Genomic DNA, 15,080 nt, shown 5'->3' with positions numbered 1-15,080 from the left:
GGTTCGCCGAGCTGGCGGCGGCCGCCGGCGAGGCGCTGGGCCGGGGGGGCGCCGCCGCCGGGCTGGCCGCCGCGGAGGACGCCCTGGGGCTGTGGCGCGGGCCGGTCGCGCTCGAGGACGCCGGCGACCGGGCCTTCGCGGTCGCCGCCCGCACCCGGCTGGACGCGCTGCGCGCCGCCTGCCGCGAGGACGCGGTCGCCGCCCTGGTCTGCCTGGGCCGCGCCGGTGCGGCGGTCGCGCGGGCCGAGGAGCTGGTCGCCGAACACCCGCTGCGGGAGCGGCCGTGGGTGCTGCTGCTCGACGCGCTGCACGCCGCCGGCCGGACCGCCGAGGCGCTGGCCCGCTACACCGACGTCCGCCGGCTGCTCGGCGCGGAGCTCGGCGTCGAGCCGGGGCCGGCGCTGCGCGAGGCCCAGGCGCGGGTGCTCCGGAGGGAACCGGCGCCCCCTCCCCCGGCACCGGGCGCCGCGGGCCCCGCCCTCGTGGGCCGCGACGCGGAGCGGTCCGCCGTGCGCGCCGTCGTGGCGGGGCTGCCGCGCTCGGGCCCGCGGTTCGTCCTGGTCGAGGGCGAGGCCGGCATCGGCAAGACCCGGCTGGCGGCCGAGGCGGTGGCCGGGCCGGGCGTGCGGGTGGCGTGGGGCCGCTGCCACGAGGACGACGACGCGCCCGCGCTGTGGCCGTGGCAGCAGGTGGTCTCGGAGCTGTCGGGGCGGGCCGACCCGCTGGCCCTCCCCGGCGAGGGGGCCTTCGCCGCCTTCGAGCGCGCACTGGGCACCCTCGTCGCCGCGTCGGCCGAGGCGCGGGTGGTCGTGGTGGTGGACGACCTGCACTGGGCGGACCCGGCGTCGCTGCGGCTGCTCTCCTTCCTCGCCGTCGAGCTGCGGCACGGGCCGGTCGCGGTGCTCGCGACCTGCCGCTCGGGGGTGCCCGACCCGGCGCTGGCCCAGGTCCGCGCGACGCTGGCCCGCACCGCCGGCTTCACCCACCTCGCGCTGGCGCCGCTGGACGCCGCGGCGACGGCGGAGCTGGTGCGCGAGGTGGCCGACCTGGACGACGCGGCGCTGGCCGACCTGCACGCGCGGTCGGGCGGCAACCCGTTCTTCGCGACCGAGCTGGCCCGGGTGGCGGCGTCCGGTGGCGCGGACCGCGCGGTGCCGGCGGGCGTGCGGGACGTCGTCGAGCGCCGGCTGGCCGGGCTACCCGAGGAGGTGCGGGCGGTGCTGCGGCTGGCCGCGGCGGCGGGCCAGCGGTTCGACGTCGCCCTGCTGCAGCGGGCCTCCGCAGGGGACGACGACGCCCTCGTCGACGCGCTGGACGCCGCCCAGACCGCGGACCTGGTGCGCCCGGCCGGCGCCGGTCGCCTGGCCTTCGCCCACGCGCTGGTCCGCGAGGCGCTGCTGGCCGACGTCCCGGAGCTGCGCCGGGGCCGCCTGCACGCCCGGCTGGCGGCGGCGCTGCCGGAGACGGCCGACCCGTTCGAGCGGGCGCACCACCTGGTCGCCGGCCGGCCGTTCACCGACGCCGCGGCCACGGTGGCCGCCTGCGAGCGGGCCGCCACGCGCGCCGCCCACGAGCACGCGCACGAGACCGCGGCCCGCTGGTGGGAGCGCGCGCTGGAGGCGCTGGACGCCGAGCCCGGCGGCGGGCCGCCGGACCTGCGGCAGGACATCCTGCTCCGCGCGGGCACGACGATGGCCCGCTCCGGCTCTTGGGAGGCCGCGACCGGCCTGCTCACCGCCGCCGTGGACGCCGCGCTGACCCGGGGCGACGCCGCCACCGCGGCGGCCGCCGCCGACCGGTTCTGCCGGCTGGCCGGGCTGTGGTTCCCGGTCGCCTACGGCAGCTACCCGGAGGACCTCGTGCGCCGGCTGGAGGCGGTGCTGGCCGCGGCCGGGGACGACGCCGCCGCCCGCGTGCGGAGCCAGGCCGCGCTGGCGACGGCCTGCCACTACGGCCCCGACCGCGGGCGCAGCGACCGGGAGTCCGCCGCGGCCCTCGCCCTGGCCCGCACGACCGGCCGCGACGACCTGCTGGTCACCGCACTGTCGGCGCGGCTGTCGGCGGCCTGGCTGCCGGGCGACGAGGACGAGCAGATCGCCACCGCCACCGAGCTGCTCGGGCTCGCCGCCGGCCCGGAGCGCGCCGACGTCGCCGTCCTGGCGCTGGCCCGCCGGTCGACCGCCCGCCTGGTGCTGGGCGACCTCGCCGGCGGCGACGCCGACCTGGTCGAGGCCTGGGACGTCGCCCAGCGGCACGACCTGCCGCTGCTGCAGACGCAGTGCGTGAGCATGCAGGCGGCGCGGGCGACGCTCGACGGCCGCCACGACCTGGCGATGGAGCTGGTCGACCGGGCGTACGTGCTCACCCAGCGGACCCAGCTCTACACGCAGGACTGGACCGACCTGGTCATGCGCGCGTTCATCTGGATCGACCAGGGCTGCCTGGCCGAGCGCCTGACCGGGCTGCCGGCGGAGTCGTCGTCGGCCGGCGGTGCCCAGGCGTTCGTGCTGGCGCTGGCACTGCTGCAGACCGGGCAGGCGCCGGCGGCCGCGGCGGTGATGGCCGAGCACGACGCGTTCCGCGCCTGGCCGATGCAGTGGGACTGGCTGTCGCTGACCTGCTGGCAGGCGCTCATCGCCGGCGACCTCGCCGACGCCGGGGCGCTGCCGGACCCCGCGGTGGCCGCGGCGATCGCCGACCGGCTGCTCCCCCACGCCCACCGGCTCGCCCTCCAGGGCGGCATCGGCGCGCTCGGCCCGACGGCGCTGTACCTGGGGCGGGCCGAGGCGGCGGCCGGCCGGACCGCGGCCGCGGAGGAGCACCTGCGCCAGGCGGTCGCGGTCAGCGAGCGGCTCGGGCTGCGGCCGTCACTGGCCCGGGGGCTGCTGGCGCTCGCCCGGCTGCACGCGGCGCGCGGCGACCGGGGCGCGGCCGCCGGGGAGGCGGCCCGGGCGCGGGCCGTCGCGGAGGAGGTGGGCATGCGGCTGGTCGCCCGGGACGCGGGGCGGCTGGCTGAGGGCTGAGCGAGGGCCGGACGGCGGTCAGCGCTCGGCGACGGCGTCCTCGCCGACCTCCTCGAGGCCGGTGGTGGCCTGCAGGGACTCGTACAGCCGGCCCAGCAGCCGGGCCAGGTCCTCGCGCTCGTCGGGGCTGAGCTTCTCCAGCATCCGGGTGAGCCTGCCGAAGTGGGTGTCGGCGGCCCGGTCGACCATCTCGCGGCCGGCGTCGGTGAGCTCCACGTAGACCATGCGGTTGTCGTCGGGGTCCCGCTCCCGGCGGACGAGCCCCTCGCGCTCCAGGCGCTTGACCCGAAGGGTCAGCCCCCCGGTGGTGACCAGGGTCCGGCGGGCGAGCTCCCCGGCACTCAGGCGGTGGTCCTGCCCGGACCGCCGCAGGGCCGCCAGGACGTCGAACCCCGGTTCGCTGGTGCCGACCTCGGCGAACCCGTCGGCGATCGCGGACCGGTAGAGCAGGAAGCTCCGGTGCAGCCGGCCGAAGACCTCCATGGCGGAGACGTCCAGGCTCGGTCGGACCCGGGCCCACTGGCCGATGATGTCGTCCACGGCATCCCGGGACGTGGACGGTGCGGAGGTCATGGGGTCTCCTCAAGCTGTGCGGCGGCGCCCCGCCTGCAGACATCTTTCCACTGAACTATCTCTCCGCCCCGGAACTTCCGGGACAGAGAGTGAGGACCTGCTCCCATCGGGTGAGGCGCGACGGGCGGCCGCGGGGTCACCTGCTCAGCCCCCGCCGCCGGCGCTCCCGATGACCCCCTGCGCCTCGATCTCGACCTTCAGGCCCGGATCGACCAGCGCCGAGACCTCGACCAGGGTCGAGCAGGGGAAGTCGCCCGAGAACACCTCCGAACGTGCCCGGCCGACCGCGGCCTTGTCGTCGATCTCGGTCAGGTACACGCGCAGCACGAGGATGTCGTCCACCCGCGCGCCGCAGGCCTCGGTCAGCTCCCTGATCCGCCGGAAGGTCTCCCGCGCCTGCGCGTAGGCGTCCGCCCCGCCCACCGGGCCGTCCGGCCCGCCGGCGTGCATGCCGGACAGGAAGAACTGGTCGCCGTGCACCCGCGCGTTGCTGAACATGCCCGGCCGGGGCGGCTCCGGCACCGACTCCGCGCTGACCCTCATCCGCGCCCCTTCCGCTGGTCGGACTCCCGGGTGAGCCGCTCGCGCACCGGGGCGAAGTCGTAGGTCGGGTAGAAGTCGGTGTGGAAGACACCCCAGGCGCGACGCTCCAGCTCGACGTTCACCGCGGCGAGCCGGCCGGCCGGCAGCCGCAGCGTGACGATCTGGCCGACGCCCATCGCGACCACCCAGGAGACGACCTCGCACCCCTCGGGCGGGAAGCCGTGCCACCAGTCGGCGTCGTCGAGCTTGCGCTGCAACTGCTCGAGGTTCTGCGTCTGGTCGTGCCGCAGGAAGACGGTCAGCAGCATCGTCCCGTCGTCGGGGACGGCCTCGGCCGTCCCCGACGACGCGTTCGCCTCAGGCACCGGGTGCGGACACCAGCTGCGCGGCCTGCGCCTTGGCGTCGGCCCGGTACATCCGGCGGATCCGCGAGACGCCCAGGTCGTGCTGGTAGAGGTGCTCGTCGACGTCGGCATCGGCGGCCAGGGCCTCCAGCACCACCCGGTCCTGCTCCAGCACCGCCCAGTGCCTGGCCTCGAGCTGTGTCCGGTACAGGAAGCGCCACACCTCCCGCTCCCAGCCCTCCACCCGGCGGGTCCGCCAGTGGAAGATCGCCGAGTTGTCCTCGTCGATCGGGGTCGCCATGCCGACGATGCCGAACACCCCGCCGGGGCCGGCGCTCTGGGCGTAGGGGATCTCGAGGTCGACGTAGTCCATCGAGCCGCGGCAGAACTCCACCCAGTCGAAGTTCACGCCGCGCTGGTCGGTCTTCTCGAAGAAGAAGCCGCGGTCGGTCTCGCGGATCCGGAACCGGGCCGAGGTGTCGCCGCCGAACATCGAGTGCGAGTCGCGGTGCAGGAACGCGCCGTGCATCGGGTCGAGGACGTTGTCCATGTAGAACCGCCACGGACCGGCCCACTCCGCGAAGTTGGAGAACCAGGACACCGCGGGGTCCTTGAGCCGGTCGGGCAGCACGAACTCCGTCGGCGTCGACTCCTCGGTGAGCGGGACGAAGGCGAAGATCGTGTCGGCGGCCTCGACCACCTGGAGCGACACGGTGGCCTTCTTGCCCTCCAGGGTGCAGCCGGGCATGCCGGGCACCGAGACCACCGTCCCGGTGCCGTCCACCTGGACCCCGTGGTACTTGCAGGCCACCCGGTCGCCGAGGTGCTGGCCCACCGACAGCGGGGCGCTGCGGTGCGGGCAGCGGTCCTCGAGCACGGAGATCGTGCCCTGGGCGTTGCGGAACAGCAGCCAGTCGACCCCCAGTCGCTTGACCTTGACCATCTCCCCGGCGCCGACGAAGCGCGACGGGAGGAAGGGGTACCAGCGGTCCCGCAGCCCGGTGGCGGCGATCTCCTCGACGGAGAGTGCCCGGCGGGTGCCGACGACCTTGGGGGTCTTGATCGGCCGGGGCCGGGACGGAGCGGCGGGCTTGGTGCTGACGTCGGTCATCTCAGTCTCCCAGTCGGCGCATCTCGGCGCGGAAGTTGTCCTCGTTCCAGGAGCTCCCGTCGGGAGCGTTCAGACCCAGGCCGTTGAGGCCCTCGATGAGGCCCGGGAGGTCGTGCACGCCACGCCCGAAGACCTCCATGATCGCGCCGGAGAGCTTCTGCTCGTACGGGCTGATCGGGTCGGGGTGCGTCTGGTGTTCTTCCAGGTACTGCTCAGGCACGTGCTTCCTCCCTGGGCTGGGGCGTGAGGGTGCGGAGTCCCTCGGCGATGGACATGAACGCGGTGACCCACTCGGCGAACGAGTGGGGGTTGCTGCGGTGCACCGGCGCGGTGGTGCCGTCGACGACGACCATGACGCCGTTGTCGATGCCGCCGGCCACGGTCTGGGCCTGGGAGATGTCGCTGTCCGGCCGGGGCGCGGCGACGACCACCAACGTGGGCGTGTGCACCTGGCGCAGCAGCTCCCAGTAGCCGGGGTCGGACTCGTCGACCTCCGGGTCCCCGGCCAGGACGCTGATCACCAGGTCGGGCCGGCGGGCGGCGAGCAGCAGCGCCCGAGGCACCGCCGTCCCCGCGGCGATCACGTGCACCGGGCTCGCACCGTGGTGCTCGGTGACCGCCTCGACCGCCTGGGCGAGCCAGGCCTCGTCGTCGGGCTCCCCGGCGGGTGCCCACTCGACGGCGCCCAGGGCGTGCACCTGGTCGAGGAACCAGTCGGCGGGCTCGGCGCCCGCGCGCAGGCACAGGATGCCGGCGGTCAGGTCGTCGCCCTGCTCGGCGGGAGGCTGTTCGAGGGTCATGCTCACGCCCTTCCGGTGGTGGTGGGGATGTGCACCGGCGGGGTGAAGGCGCCGGGCTTGGGCTCCAGGGCGGTCACGTCCACCTCGATCATCACGGGGCGGTGTTCGGCCACCGCCTCGCGGAGCACCGACTCGAACGAGCCGGCGTCGCGGACCAGCCAGTACGGCATGTCCATCGACCGGGCCAGCAGCCCGAAGTCGGGGGTGAACAGGTCGACGCCGGTGACGTCGAAGCCGTTGGCCCGCTGCATGTTGCGCAGGACGCCGTACCCGCCGTCGTTGAACACCAGGACGACGACCCACGCCCGCGTGCCGCCGAGCGAGGCGAGCTCGCCCAGGTGCACCGCCAGGCCGCCGTCGCCGGCCATGACCACCGTCGGGACCTCCGGCCGGCCGACGGCCGCGCCGATGCCCATGGCCAGGCCCTGACCGATGCCGCCGCCGAGCGGGAAGATGTTGGAGCTGCGCTCGTAGAACTCCAGGAGCCGGTTGCCCCACTGGCTCGACGGGATGGTCACGTCGCGGGCCACGACCGCCTCGCGGGGCAGGACGGTGCGCAGCCCGCGGCAGATGTCGGCGTAGCCGCCGATGTAGCCGTACAGGTCGGCGCGGACCTGCTCCCGGACGGCGCGCACCCGCTCGCGCCAGCCGGGCTCGGTGGCGGTGCCGGTCACCCGCTCGAGCAGCGCGGCCAGCACCGGGGCGGCGTCGCCGACCAGCCCGACGTCGGCCGGGTAGACCCGCCCGACCGAGGCCGGGTCGACGTCGATCTGGACGTGCCGTTTGGGCAGCTCGAGGTGGTAGCTCCGGGTCTCGTTGGACCGGAAGTGCGTGCCGATGCTGAGCACCAGGTCGGCCTCGGCCAGCAGCGGGGTGACCGACGGGGTGCTGGCGAAGTTGCCGATCACCAGGTCGTCGTCCTCGGGGATGATCGCCCGGCCCGAGTTGCTGGTGAGCACGCCCGCGCCCAGCCGGTGCGCCAGCTCGGTGAGCTCCGCCTCGGCGGCGGCCGCGCCGCCACCGACCCAGAGCAGCGGTCGTTCCGCGGCGGCCAGCAGCCGGGCGGCCGCGTCGAGGGCGTCGTCGTCCGGGTGCGGCACGGGGGCCGGCTCGGCGACGAACGGCTGCTGCTCGTCGGGGCGGGCGAGGTACTGTAGGTCCGACGGCCACTCGACGCTGGCCGGGCCGCCGGGGGTGCTGGTGATCGCGGCGACGGCCTCCTCGAGGACCGCCTCGGCGCGGTCGGCCGACGGCACGGACGCCGCGAACACCGAGATCGCCTCGAGCATCCTCAACTGACCGGGGAACTCGTGGATCACGCCGCGCGAGGGGCCGGTGGCCGCCGCGTCGTAGTGCTCGGAGTCGATCTGGCCGGTGATGTGCAGCACCCGGCTGCCGGCGGTGAGCGCCTCGACCATCGACCCGGCGGCGTTGCCCGCCCCCGTGCCGGTGCTGGTCAGTGCCACGCCGATGCGGCCGGTGGCGCGGGACCAACCGTCGGCGGCGTTGACGACGGCGGCCTCGTGGCGCATCTCGACGAAGGTCAGCTCGCGGGCGACGGCCTCGACCAGCGGCAGGTTGTGCACGCTGATAACGCCGAAGGCGGTGTCGATGCCGTGTCGCTTCATGACGGCGACGAGGACGTCACCGCCGGTGGGCTGGCGAGGGGTGCTGGTCATGGCGCGGAGGTCCTGTCGCAGTCGGGTCAGATGTATCGGGAGACGCCGCCACCGACGTCGATGGTGGCGCCGGTGCAGTAGCTCGACAGCGGCGAGAGCAGGGTGACGATCGGGAAGGCGACCTCCTCGGCCCGGCCGAAGCGGCCCAGCGCGATGCCGCGGTCGGCGGCGATCTCGGCGCTCCACTCCTCGTAGCTCCGGGACGTGCCGGCGGCCTCGTACCGGCGCCGCCACTGGCCGGTGTCGATCAGCCCGAGCGCCACCGTGTTGACCCGGATGCCGTCGGCCCCGAGGTCCTGGGACAGCGTGCGGGTCAGGTTGAGCAGCGCGGCCCGTGCGGCGGAGGTGACCGCCAGCCGCGCCTCGGGCTGGCGCGCCAGGATCGCGTTGACGTTGACCACCGAGGCCGCGTCGGACGCCGCCAGGTGCTTGCGCGCGGCCCGGATGACGTTCCAGGCGCCGAACACCTTGAGCTCGAGCTCCTCGCGGATCTGCTCGTCGGTGGTGTCGCCGATCGGGGCCATCAGGGAGCGGCCGGCGTTGCACACCACGCCGTCCACCCCGCCGAAGGCCGCGACGCCCTCGGCGACCATCGCCTCGACCGAGTCCCGGTCGACGACGTCGCAGGAGACGGCGTGCACCCGGCCGGGGCCGGACAGCTCGTCGACGACCCGCCGCAGCCGGTCCAGGTCGCGGGCCGACGCGACCACCCGGGCGCCCTCGGCGACCAGGTAGCGGGTGGTGGCCAGGCCCACCCCGGAGCTCGCTCCGGTCACGACGACGACGCGGCCGTCCAGTCCCAGGTCCATCTCAGCTCCTCATCACTGGGGCATCACGAAGCCGCCGTCGACCGCCACGACCTGGCCGGTGATGAAGCCGGCCCGGTCCGACAGGAGGTAGGCGACGAGGTCGGCGACGTCCTGCGGGGTCTGCTCGCGGGGCAGCACCCGGTTGTCGGCGTAGAGCTGGTAGCGCTCGGCCGGCACGGTCTCGGTCGCCTCGACCCGGATGAGCCCCGGGGCGACGGCGTTGACGCGGACCCCGTGCGGGCCGGCGTCGCGCGCCATCGTGCGGGTCATGGACATGACCGCGCCCTTGGAGCCCACGTAGTGCACCAGCCGCGGGGAGCCGTAGATGGCGGTGTCGGAGGCGACGTTGACCACCGCGCCCCGGCCCTTGGCCAGCATCTGCGGCACGAGCCGCGCGGCCACCTGCCAGGTGCCCAGCGCGTTGACGGTCATGACCCGCTGGAAGGCCGCCACGTCGAGCTCCCAGAAGGTGTCGCCACCGACGCCGTCGGCCAGCGCGGCGTTGTTGACCAGGGCGTCCGCCCCGCCCAGCTCGGCGGTGCACTCGGCCAGCGCCGCCACCGAGGCGGGGTCGGCGATGTCGACGGTGAGCGCGTGCACCTCGGCGCCGCCGGCCCGCAGCTCCGCGGCCGTCTCCGCCAGCAGCTCGCCGCGGATGTCGCCGAGCACCAGGCGGTCGCCCTCGGCGGCGAGCACCTCGGCGATCACCCGGCCGAGCCCGCGGGCGGCGCCGGTCACGACGCTGAGGCGGCTCATGCGAGGCCCCAGAAGTCGAGCAGCGCCGCGGCGACCTCGTGCGGGCGCTCGGTGACCGCGGCGTGCCCGGCGCCGGGCACCAGGACGAACCTGGCGCCGGGCACGGTCGCGGCCAGCAGCCGGGACTCGTCGACGCCGGTCACCGTGTCGTGCTCGCCGACCAGCACCAGCGTCGGCACCTCGATCGAGGCCAGCAGCCCGGCGGTGTCGGTGGCGGCCATGAACTCCGCGGCGCCCTGGTAGCCGGGCAGCCGCACCCGCGCCATCTCGGCGCGGACGGCCTCGGCGACGACGGGGTCGCAGCCGGGGGCGACCAGCTTCGGAGCGCGCGCGGCGGCGAACGCCGCCGGCCCCTGCTCGACGAGGTCGGCGACCCGGGCCCGCATCGCCGCGGCTCTGGCCGGGCTGGTGCCCGACCCGCGGGTGGAGTCAGCGAGCACCAGGGAGCGCACCCGCTCCGGGTACCGGGCGGCGACGACGGTGGCGATCACCCCGCCCCAGGAGGTGCCGACCAGGTCGACCTGGTCCAGCCCCAGCTCGTCGAGGACCTCGCACACCCGCGCGGGGTGGTCGACGTCCGCCGGGCCGGCCGGGTCGGCCGACTCGCCGTATCCGGGGGCGTCCCAGGACAGGGCGCGCAGCGCGTGCCCGGCCAGGACCGAGCCCACCGGCGCGCACGAGCGGGCGTTGCCGCCGATGCCGTGCAGCAGCAGCACCGCGCGGCCGGTCCCCTCGTCGGTGAGGGAGAGGCCGCCGGCGGTCCGGATGCGGGAGACGACGGGCATGTCAGGCCTCGACCCCGACGCCGAGCCCGGCACCGTTGTCGGCCTCGACCGGGAGGAAGTAGTCCGGCTTGGTGTCGACCAGCTCCCGGGCCCCCGGGTCGGGGATGCCGGCCATGGCCGAGCGGACCGTGGAGGTCGGCGGGCCCGCGGTGCGCCACTGGTCGGAGAGCTCCGGCGTCCGCTTCCAGGTGCGGCACAACCAGGCGTCCTCGTCGACCTGGATGACCTCGGAGGTGTACTCGCAGACCAGCTGCGCCGGGTCGGTGTAGTAGGAGAACGTGTTGTCCCCCGGGCCGTGCCGCCCCGGTCCCCACTGCGGCGTGATGCCGTGCACCTTGAGGCTGCCGATGCCCCGCATGAAGTGGTCGACCGACGCCATCTCGTAGGCGACGTGGTTGACCGAGGCCCACGGTGCCTGGTTGAAGGCGATCACGTGGTGCTCGGGGTTGCACCGCAGGAACGACATCTGGTGCTCCGACCAGTCCGAGACCCGCATGCCCAGCACCTGGCTGTAGAAGGCGGTGGCCCGGTCGATGTCGACGGTGTTCAGGACGACGTGGGCCAGCTTGCGCGGCAGCGCGGCGTAGCCCCGCTCGTCCCGCCGGGGGACGGCGTGCACGTCGGCCGCGAGCTCCACGACCCGGCCCTCCGGGTCGACCAGCGCCAGGCCGTACCCGCCGGCGGCGTCGTCGGAGGGACCGGGCTCGCGCAGCAGCGGGATGCCCAGCCGCTCCAGCGCGCGGGCGGCGTCGTCGATCTCGCGCGGCGTGGCCACGGCGAAGGTGACCCCGCCGAGCGAGTTCTGCGCGGCGTTCTGGAGCTTGAGGATGTGGTGGTCGTCGCTGGTGCCGCGGAGCCAGAACCGGTCGCTGTCGGCCTCGGTGAGGCCCAGCCCCCAGACCTCGCTGTAGAAGTCCTTGGAGGTGACCGGGTCGGGCACTCCGAGGGTGACCGACCGCAGCGCGCGGAGCCGGACGACGGGGGTGTCGGCGTAGTGCATGGGATCTCCTGTCGGGCGGCGGCCCACCTGCGGGGTCCCGCCGCGAACCTGCGAGTGGCGGGGGGCAGCTGGGTCCTTCTTCAGAGTTCGAGGACGAGCTCGCGGCCGCGGCAACGGGAGACGCAGACCATCATCGTCCCGGCGGCCTCGTGCTCCTCCGGCGTGAGCAGGAAGTCCCGGTGGTCCACCTCGCCGGAGAGGACGGTGGTCTCGCAGGTCCCGCAGATGCCCTCGGCGCAGGAGGACGGGACGTCCACGCCGGCGGCCTCGAGCGCCTCGAGCACGGACTCGTCGGGGCCGACGGGGATGCGCTCGCCGGTCGAGTTCAGGACCACGTCGAACGCCTCGTCGACGGTGCCGGGGGGCAGTTCCCGCTCGGGGGCCTTGAACCGCTCCAGCCGGAGCAGGTTCGGGTCCTCCATGCCCTCGGCGACCGCGTCCATCAGCGGCGTCGGGCCGCAGCAGTAGACCAGCGTGCGCGGGTCCTGGCTGTGCAGCATCGCCTTGAGGTCGGGGTAGCGGCCGCTCTCGTCGTCGACGTGCACGTGCCGCCGTTCCCGCGGCAGCTGGTCGACCGCCGGGAGGAAGGCCATCGTCTGCCGGCTGCGGCCGGTGTAGAGCAGCGACCACTCCGCTCCGCGGGCCTCGAGCTCCCGGACCATCGGCAGGATCGGGGTGATCCCGATCCCGCCGGCGATCAGGAAGTGCTTGGGCCCGTCCTCGAGGTGGAACGCGTTCCGCGGGCCGTCGACGACGATGTGCACACCGACCGGCAGCGAGTCGTGGATGTAGGAGCTGCCGCCGCGGGAGTCGGCGGTGCGCAGCACGGCCACGGTCCACCTCCTGGAGTCGTGGGGATCCGAGCACAGCGAGTACTCGCGGACGAGGCCGTTCGGCAGGTGCAGCGCCAGGTGCGCACCCGGCTTCCAGGTCGGCAGCGCCGCCCCGGACGGGTCGACCAGCGTCACGCTGGTGATGCCGTCGGCCTCCCAGGTCTTCTGCTGGACCCGCAGCACGTGCTGCCCGGCCTCGCCCGCGAGGTTCCTCTCCATGCTCCGACTCCTCGTTCGCTACCTGCGGATGGGGCGCCCGCTCAGCGGGTGACGCCGTACATCTCCGAGGTGGGCGGGTAGGTCGGCAGCTGCGGCTTCTGGGTGCCGATGATCACGCACATCAGGGCGTCGGTGTCGCCGACGTTCTTCAGCGAGCGCGGGACGCCGGCCGGGACGCGGATCAGGTCGCGGTAGCCGAGGGTGCGCACGGCCTTCTTGGTGCCGTCCTCGACGTCGTGGACGGCCACCTCCAGCGTGCCCTCCAGGACGAAGAAGACCTCTTCCACGTCGTGGTGGGTGTGCTCCGGGCCGACGGCGCCGGCGGGCAGCCGCATGTTGGAGAAGGTGAAGTGCTCCGCCGCCAGCGTCCGGCTGTCGGCCGAGTGGTCGCCGGTGGCGCCGGAGCCGATGTAGCGGATCTGCGCGCGCTTGAAGCGGTCGCCACCGGCGGCCGCCTGGAAGCCCAGGGTGTCCCAGTCCTCGTAGCGGCTCTCCGCGGTGGCGAGGCAGGAGTCGATGAGGGCCTCGAGGTCGGTGGTCTGGGTCGCCTCGGGCGTTGCGGTCTGCTCGGTCACTGCGTTGTTCCTTCCTGTGTCCCGGCGGGCGGTGTCGCCGCCGGTGGTCCGGGGTGGGGTGTCGGTGCTGGTCGGCGCCGCGCGGTCAGTGCGCGCGGCCCCGGTGCGCGATCGCCTCGATCTCGACGGTGGCCCCGTAGGGGAGGCCGGCCACCTCGACGAAGCTGCGCGCCGGCCGCGGCTCGGCGAAGACCTGCTCGTAGTGCGCGTTCGCCTCGTCGCGCAGGCTGACGTCGGTGACGAAGTAGGTCGTCTTCACGACGTCGGCCAGCTGCATGCCCACGGTGGCCAGCCGCTCGGTGAGGCGCGCGATCGCGGCCTCGATGGCCTCGGTGCGCCCCTGGACGGCGTGCCCCTCGGGGTCCACCGACAGGGCTCCGGAGACGAACGCCAGGTCGCCGACGGCGAAGGCCGGGCTGTAGGGGTGCGCGCTGCTCATCGCTCCTCCCCCTGCAGGTTCGCCCACGGGAGAGGGCGCCCGCTGAGGTCGACGTAGATGCTCTTCTGGTGCATGTAGGACCGGATCCCCTCCCGGCCCTTCTCGACCCCGATGCCGCTCTCCTTCAAGCCGGCGAACGGGGTGGAGATGCTGAACTGCTTGTAGGTGTTGATCCAGACGGTGCCGGCCTTGACGGCGCGGGCCACCCGCCAGGCGCGGGGGAAGTCGGCGGTCCAGATCCCGCAGGCCAGGCCGAAGACGGTGTCGTTCGCCTGCGCGACGAGGTCGTCCTCGTCGTCGAAGACGAGCAGCGTCGCGACCGGCCCGAAGATCTCTTCCTGGCAGATGACGTCGTCGTTGCGGACGTCGGTGAGGATCGTCGGCAGGTAGTAGGCGCCGACGGCCAGCGCCTCGTCGTCGGGGATCCGGCCGCCGCACAGGACGGTGGCCCCGCCGGCCACGGCGTCGTCCACCATCTTCGCGACCGAGTCGCGGTGCGAGTGGGTGATCATCGGGGCCACCTGGGTGCGGGGGTCCCCGCCGGGCCCGACGACCAGCCGCTCCGTCGCGGCGACCAGCCGGGAGACCAGCTCCTCGTGGACGTCGCGGTGGACGAAGATCCGGGAACCGGCGATGCAGCTCTGACCGCTCGAGGAGAAGATCCCGTAGACCAGGCCGGCGACGGTCTGGTCCAGGTCGGCGTCCGGGAAGACGATCGTCGGCGACTTGCCGCCGAGCTCCAGGGTGACGGGCATGATCTTGCGGGCGGCGATCGACCCCAGGTGCCGCCCGGTCGACGTCCCGCCGGTGAAGGTCACCTTGCTGACCTGCGGGTGGGAGACCAGCTCCTCCCCCACGACGCGCCCCGGCCCGGGGAGCACCGAGAGCAGACCGTCGGGCAGTCCGGCCTCCTGCGCGAGCCGGGCCAGGAACAGGGTCACCCACGGCGCCCAGACCGGCGGCTTGGCCACGACGGCGTTGCCGGCGGCGAGGGCGGGGGCGATCTTCTGGGCGTCGCTGGCGATCGGCGAGTTCCAGGGGGTGATGGCCCCGACGACCCCCATCGGCTCCCAGGTGGCGAAGGTCAGGAACGGGCCGCGGGACGGGGTGACGTCCCCGGTCATCGTCTCGAGGCTCGCGGCCATGTAGCGGAAGGTGTTGGCCGCGCTCACGCACAGCGCCTTCGTCTCGGTGCGGGTCTTGCCCGTGTCGAGCGTCTGCAGCGCCGAGACGAGGTCGGCGTTCCGGTCCAGCGCGTCGCCGATCCGGTAGAGCACCCGCGCCCGCTCGTGCGGCAGCAGGTCGGCCCACCCGGTGTCGGCGACGGCCTGCAGGCCACCGCGCACCGCGCGGTCGACGTCGGCGGCGGTCGCGCCGTGCAGGGTGGCGAAGACCGCACCGGTGGACGGGTCCACCGACTCGATCAGGTCGCCGGTGCCGCGCTCCCACCGGCCGGCCACGAAGATCTCGTCCGTCAGGAGCGCCTGCAGCTCGGCCGGGGCGGCGGCCGTGCGCGCCGGGTCGTCCACGACCTGTAGTTCGTCGATCATCTGGTCTCCTTCGGTGTCCTCGGGACGTCGGTCTGGCACGT

16 protein-coding genes are annotated in these 15,080 nt (G+C 74.7%); 1 reads left to right on the top strand and 15 read right to left on the bottom strand.

What is annotated here, in order from left to right; translation table 11 throughout:
• The coding region (locus tag MY526_RS23670; RefSeq protein WP_436705201.1) for an ATP-binding protein at positions 1 to 3,023 on the top strand (3,023 nt) is incomplete at its 5' end.
• Positions 3,024 to 3,041: 18 nt separating this feature from the next.
• Here the strand turns inward: MY526_RS23670 and MY526_RS23665 are convergent.
• The 15 genes from MY526_RS23665 to MY526_RS23595 all read right to left on the bottom strand — a co-directional run bounded on the left by MY526_RS23665 (position 3,042) and on the right by MY526_RS23595 (position 15,039).
• On the bottom strand, positions 3,042 to 3,596 hold the full coding sequence (locus tag MY526_RS23665; protein ID WP_436693215.1) for a MarR family winged helix-turn-helix transcriptional regulator: 555 nt from the start codon (positions 3,594 to 3,596) through the stop codon (positions 3,042 to 3,044).
• A 144-nt stretch (positions 3,597 to 3,740) separates the two neighbouring features.
• Entirely contained in the window at positions 3,741 to 4,139 is a 399-nt protein-coding gene (locus MY526_RS23660) for a RidA family protein (RefSeq protein WP_436693217.1), read from the bottom strand.
• Positions 4,136 to 4,504 (bottom strand): hypothetical protein, encoded by a 369-nt coding sequence (locus MY526_RS23655; RefSeq protein ID WP_436693219.1) that lies wholly within the window; start codon positions 4,502 to 4,504, stop codon positions 4,136 to 4,138. Before MY526_RS23655 ends, MY526_RS23660 begins: the two co-directional genes overlap by 4 nt.
• Entirely contained in the window at positions 4,497 to 5,594 is a 1,098-nt protein-coding gene (locus MY526_RS23650) for a Rieske 2Fe-2S domain-containing protein (RefSeq protein WP_436693221.1), read from the bottom strand. The genes MY526_RS23655 and MY526_RS23650 overlap by 8 nt, the downstream gene beginning before the upstream one ends.
• A gap of 1 nt (position 5,595) precedes the next feature.
• Positions 5,596 to 5,814, bottom strand: a complete 219-nt coding sequence (locus tag MY526_RS23645; protein WP_436693223.1) for a recombinase-like helix-turn-helix domain-containing protein — start codon at positions 5,812 to 5,814, stop codon at positions 5,596 to 5,598.
• Positions 5,807 to 6,394: an alpha/beta fold hydrolase gene (locus tag MY526_RS23640; protein WP_436693224.1), complete on the bottom strand. Its 588-nt coding sequence runs from the start codon at positions 6,392 to 6,394 to the stop codon at positions 5,807 to 5,809. Before MY526_RS23640 ends, MY526_RS23645 begins: the two co-directional genes overlap by 8 nt.
• A 2-nt stretch (positions 6,395 to 6,396) precedes the next feature.
• Positions 6,397 to 8,073 carry a thiamine pyrophosphate-binding protein gene (locus MY526_RS23635; protein WP_436693226.1) on the bottom strand — a complete coding sequence of 559 codons (1,677 nt, stop codon included), beginning with the start codon at positions 8,071 to 8,073 and terminating at the stop codon, positions 6,397 to 6,399.
• Positions 8,074 to 8,099: 26 nt separating this feature from the next.
• Positions 8,100 to 8,882, bottom strand: a complete 783-nt coding sequence (locus MY526_RS23630; RefSeq protein ID WP_436693228.1) for an SDR family oxidoreductase — start codon at positions 8,880 to 8,882, stop codon at positions 8,100 to 8,102.
• A 12-nt stretch (positions 8,883 to 8,894) separates the two neighbouring features.
• Positions 8,895 to 9,638 carry an SDR family oxidoreductase gene (locus MY526_RS23625; protein WP_436693229.1) on the bottom strand — a complete coding sequence of 248 codons (744 nt, stop codon included), beginning with the start codon at positions 9,636 to 9,638 and terminating at the stop codon, positions 8,895 to 8,897.
• Positions 9,635 to 10,423: an alpha/beta fold hydrolase gene (locus MY526_RS23620; protein WP_436693231.1), complete on the bottom strand. Its 789-nt coding sequence runs from the start codon at positions 10,421 to 10,423 to the stop codon at positions 9,635 to 9,637. Before MY526_RS23620 ends, MY526_RS23625 begins: the two co-directional genes overlap by 4 nt.
• A gap of 1 nt (position 10,424) precedes the next feature.
• Complete coding sequence (locus MY526_RS23615; protein ID WP_436693233.1) at positions 10,425 to 11,423, bottom strand: VOC family protein; 999 nt, start codon at positions 11,421 to 11,423, stop codon at positions 10,425 to 10,427.
• A gap of 80 nt (positions 11,424 to 11,503) precedes the next feature.
• Positions 11,504 to 12,475, bottom strand: a complete 972-nt coding sequence (locus tag MY526_RS23610; protein WP_436693235.1) for a PDR/VanB family oxidoreductase — start codon at positions 12,473 to 12,475, stop codon at positions 11,504 to 11,506.
• A gap of 41 nt (positions 12,476 to 12,516) precedes the next feature.
• Complete coding sequence (locus tag MY526_RS23605) at positions 12,517 to 13,050, bottom strand: cupin domain-containing protein (protein WP_436693237.1); 534 nt, start codon at positions 13,048 to 13,050, stop codon at positions 12,517 to 12,519.
• 85 nt (positions 13,051 to 13,135) lie between these two features.
• The gene (locus MY526_RS23600; protein ID WP_436693239.1) at positions 13,136 to 13,489 is read right to left on the bottom strand and encodes a RidA family protein; all 354 of its coding nucleotides are present in this window, start codon (positions 13,487 to 13,489) and stop codon (positions 13,136 to 13,138) included.
• Positions 13,486 to 15,039 carry an aldehyde dehydrogenase gene (locus MY526_RS23595; protein WP_436705200.1) on the bottom strand — a complete coding sequence of 518 codons (1,554 nt, stop codon included), beginning with the start codon at positions 15,037 to 15,039 and terminating at the stop codon, positions 13,486 to 13,488. The genes MY526_RS23600 and MY526_RS23595 overlap by 4 nt, the downstream gene beginning before the upstream one ends.
• Positions 15,040 to 15,080 lie beyond the last annotated feature (41 nt).

Origin of the sequence: Geodermatophilus sp. CPCC 205761, assembly GCF_051383655.1 — a bacterium.
Classification (GTDB): domain Bacteria; phylum Actinomycetota; class Actinomycetes; order Mycobacteriales; family Geodermatophilaceae; genus Geodermatophilus.
Note: the sequence above shows the minus strand (reverse complement) of the source record. Positions and strands in the feature narration are given on the sequence as shown.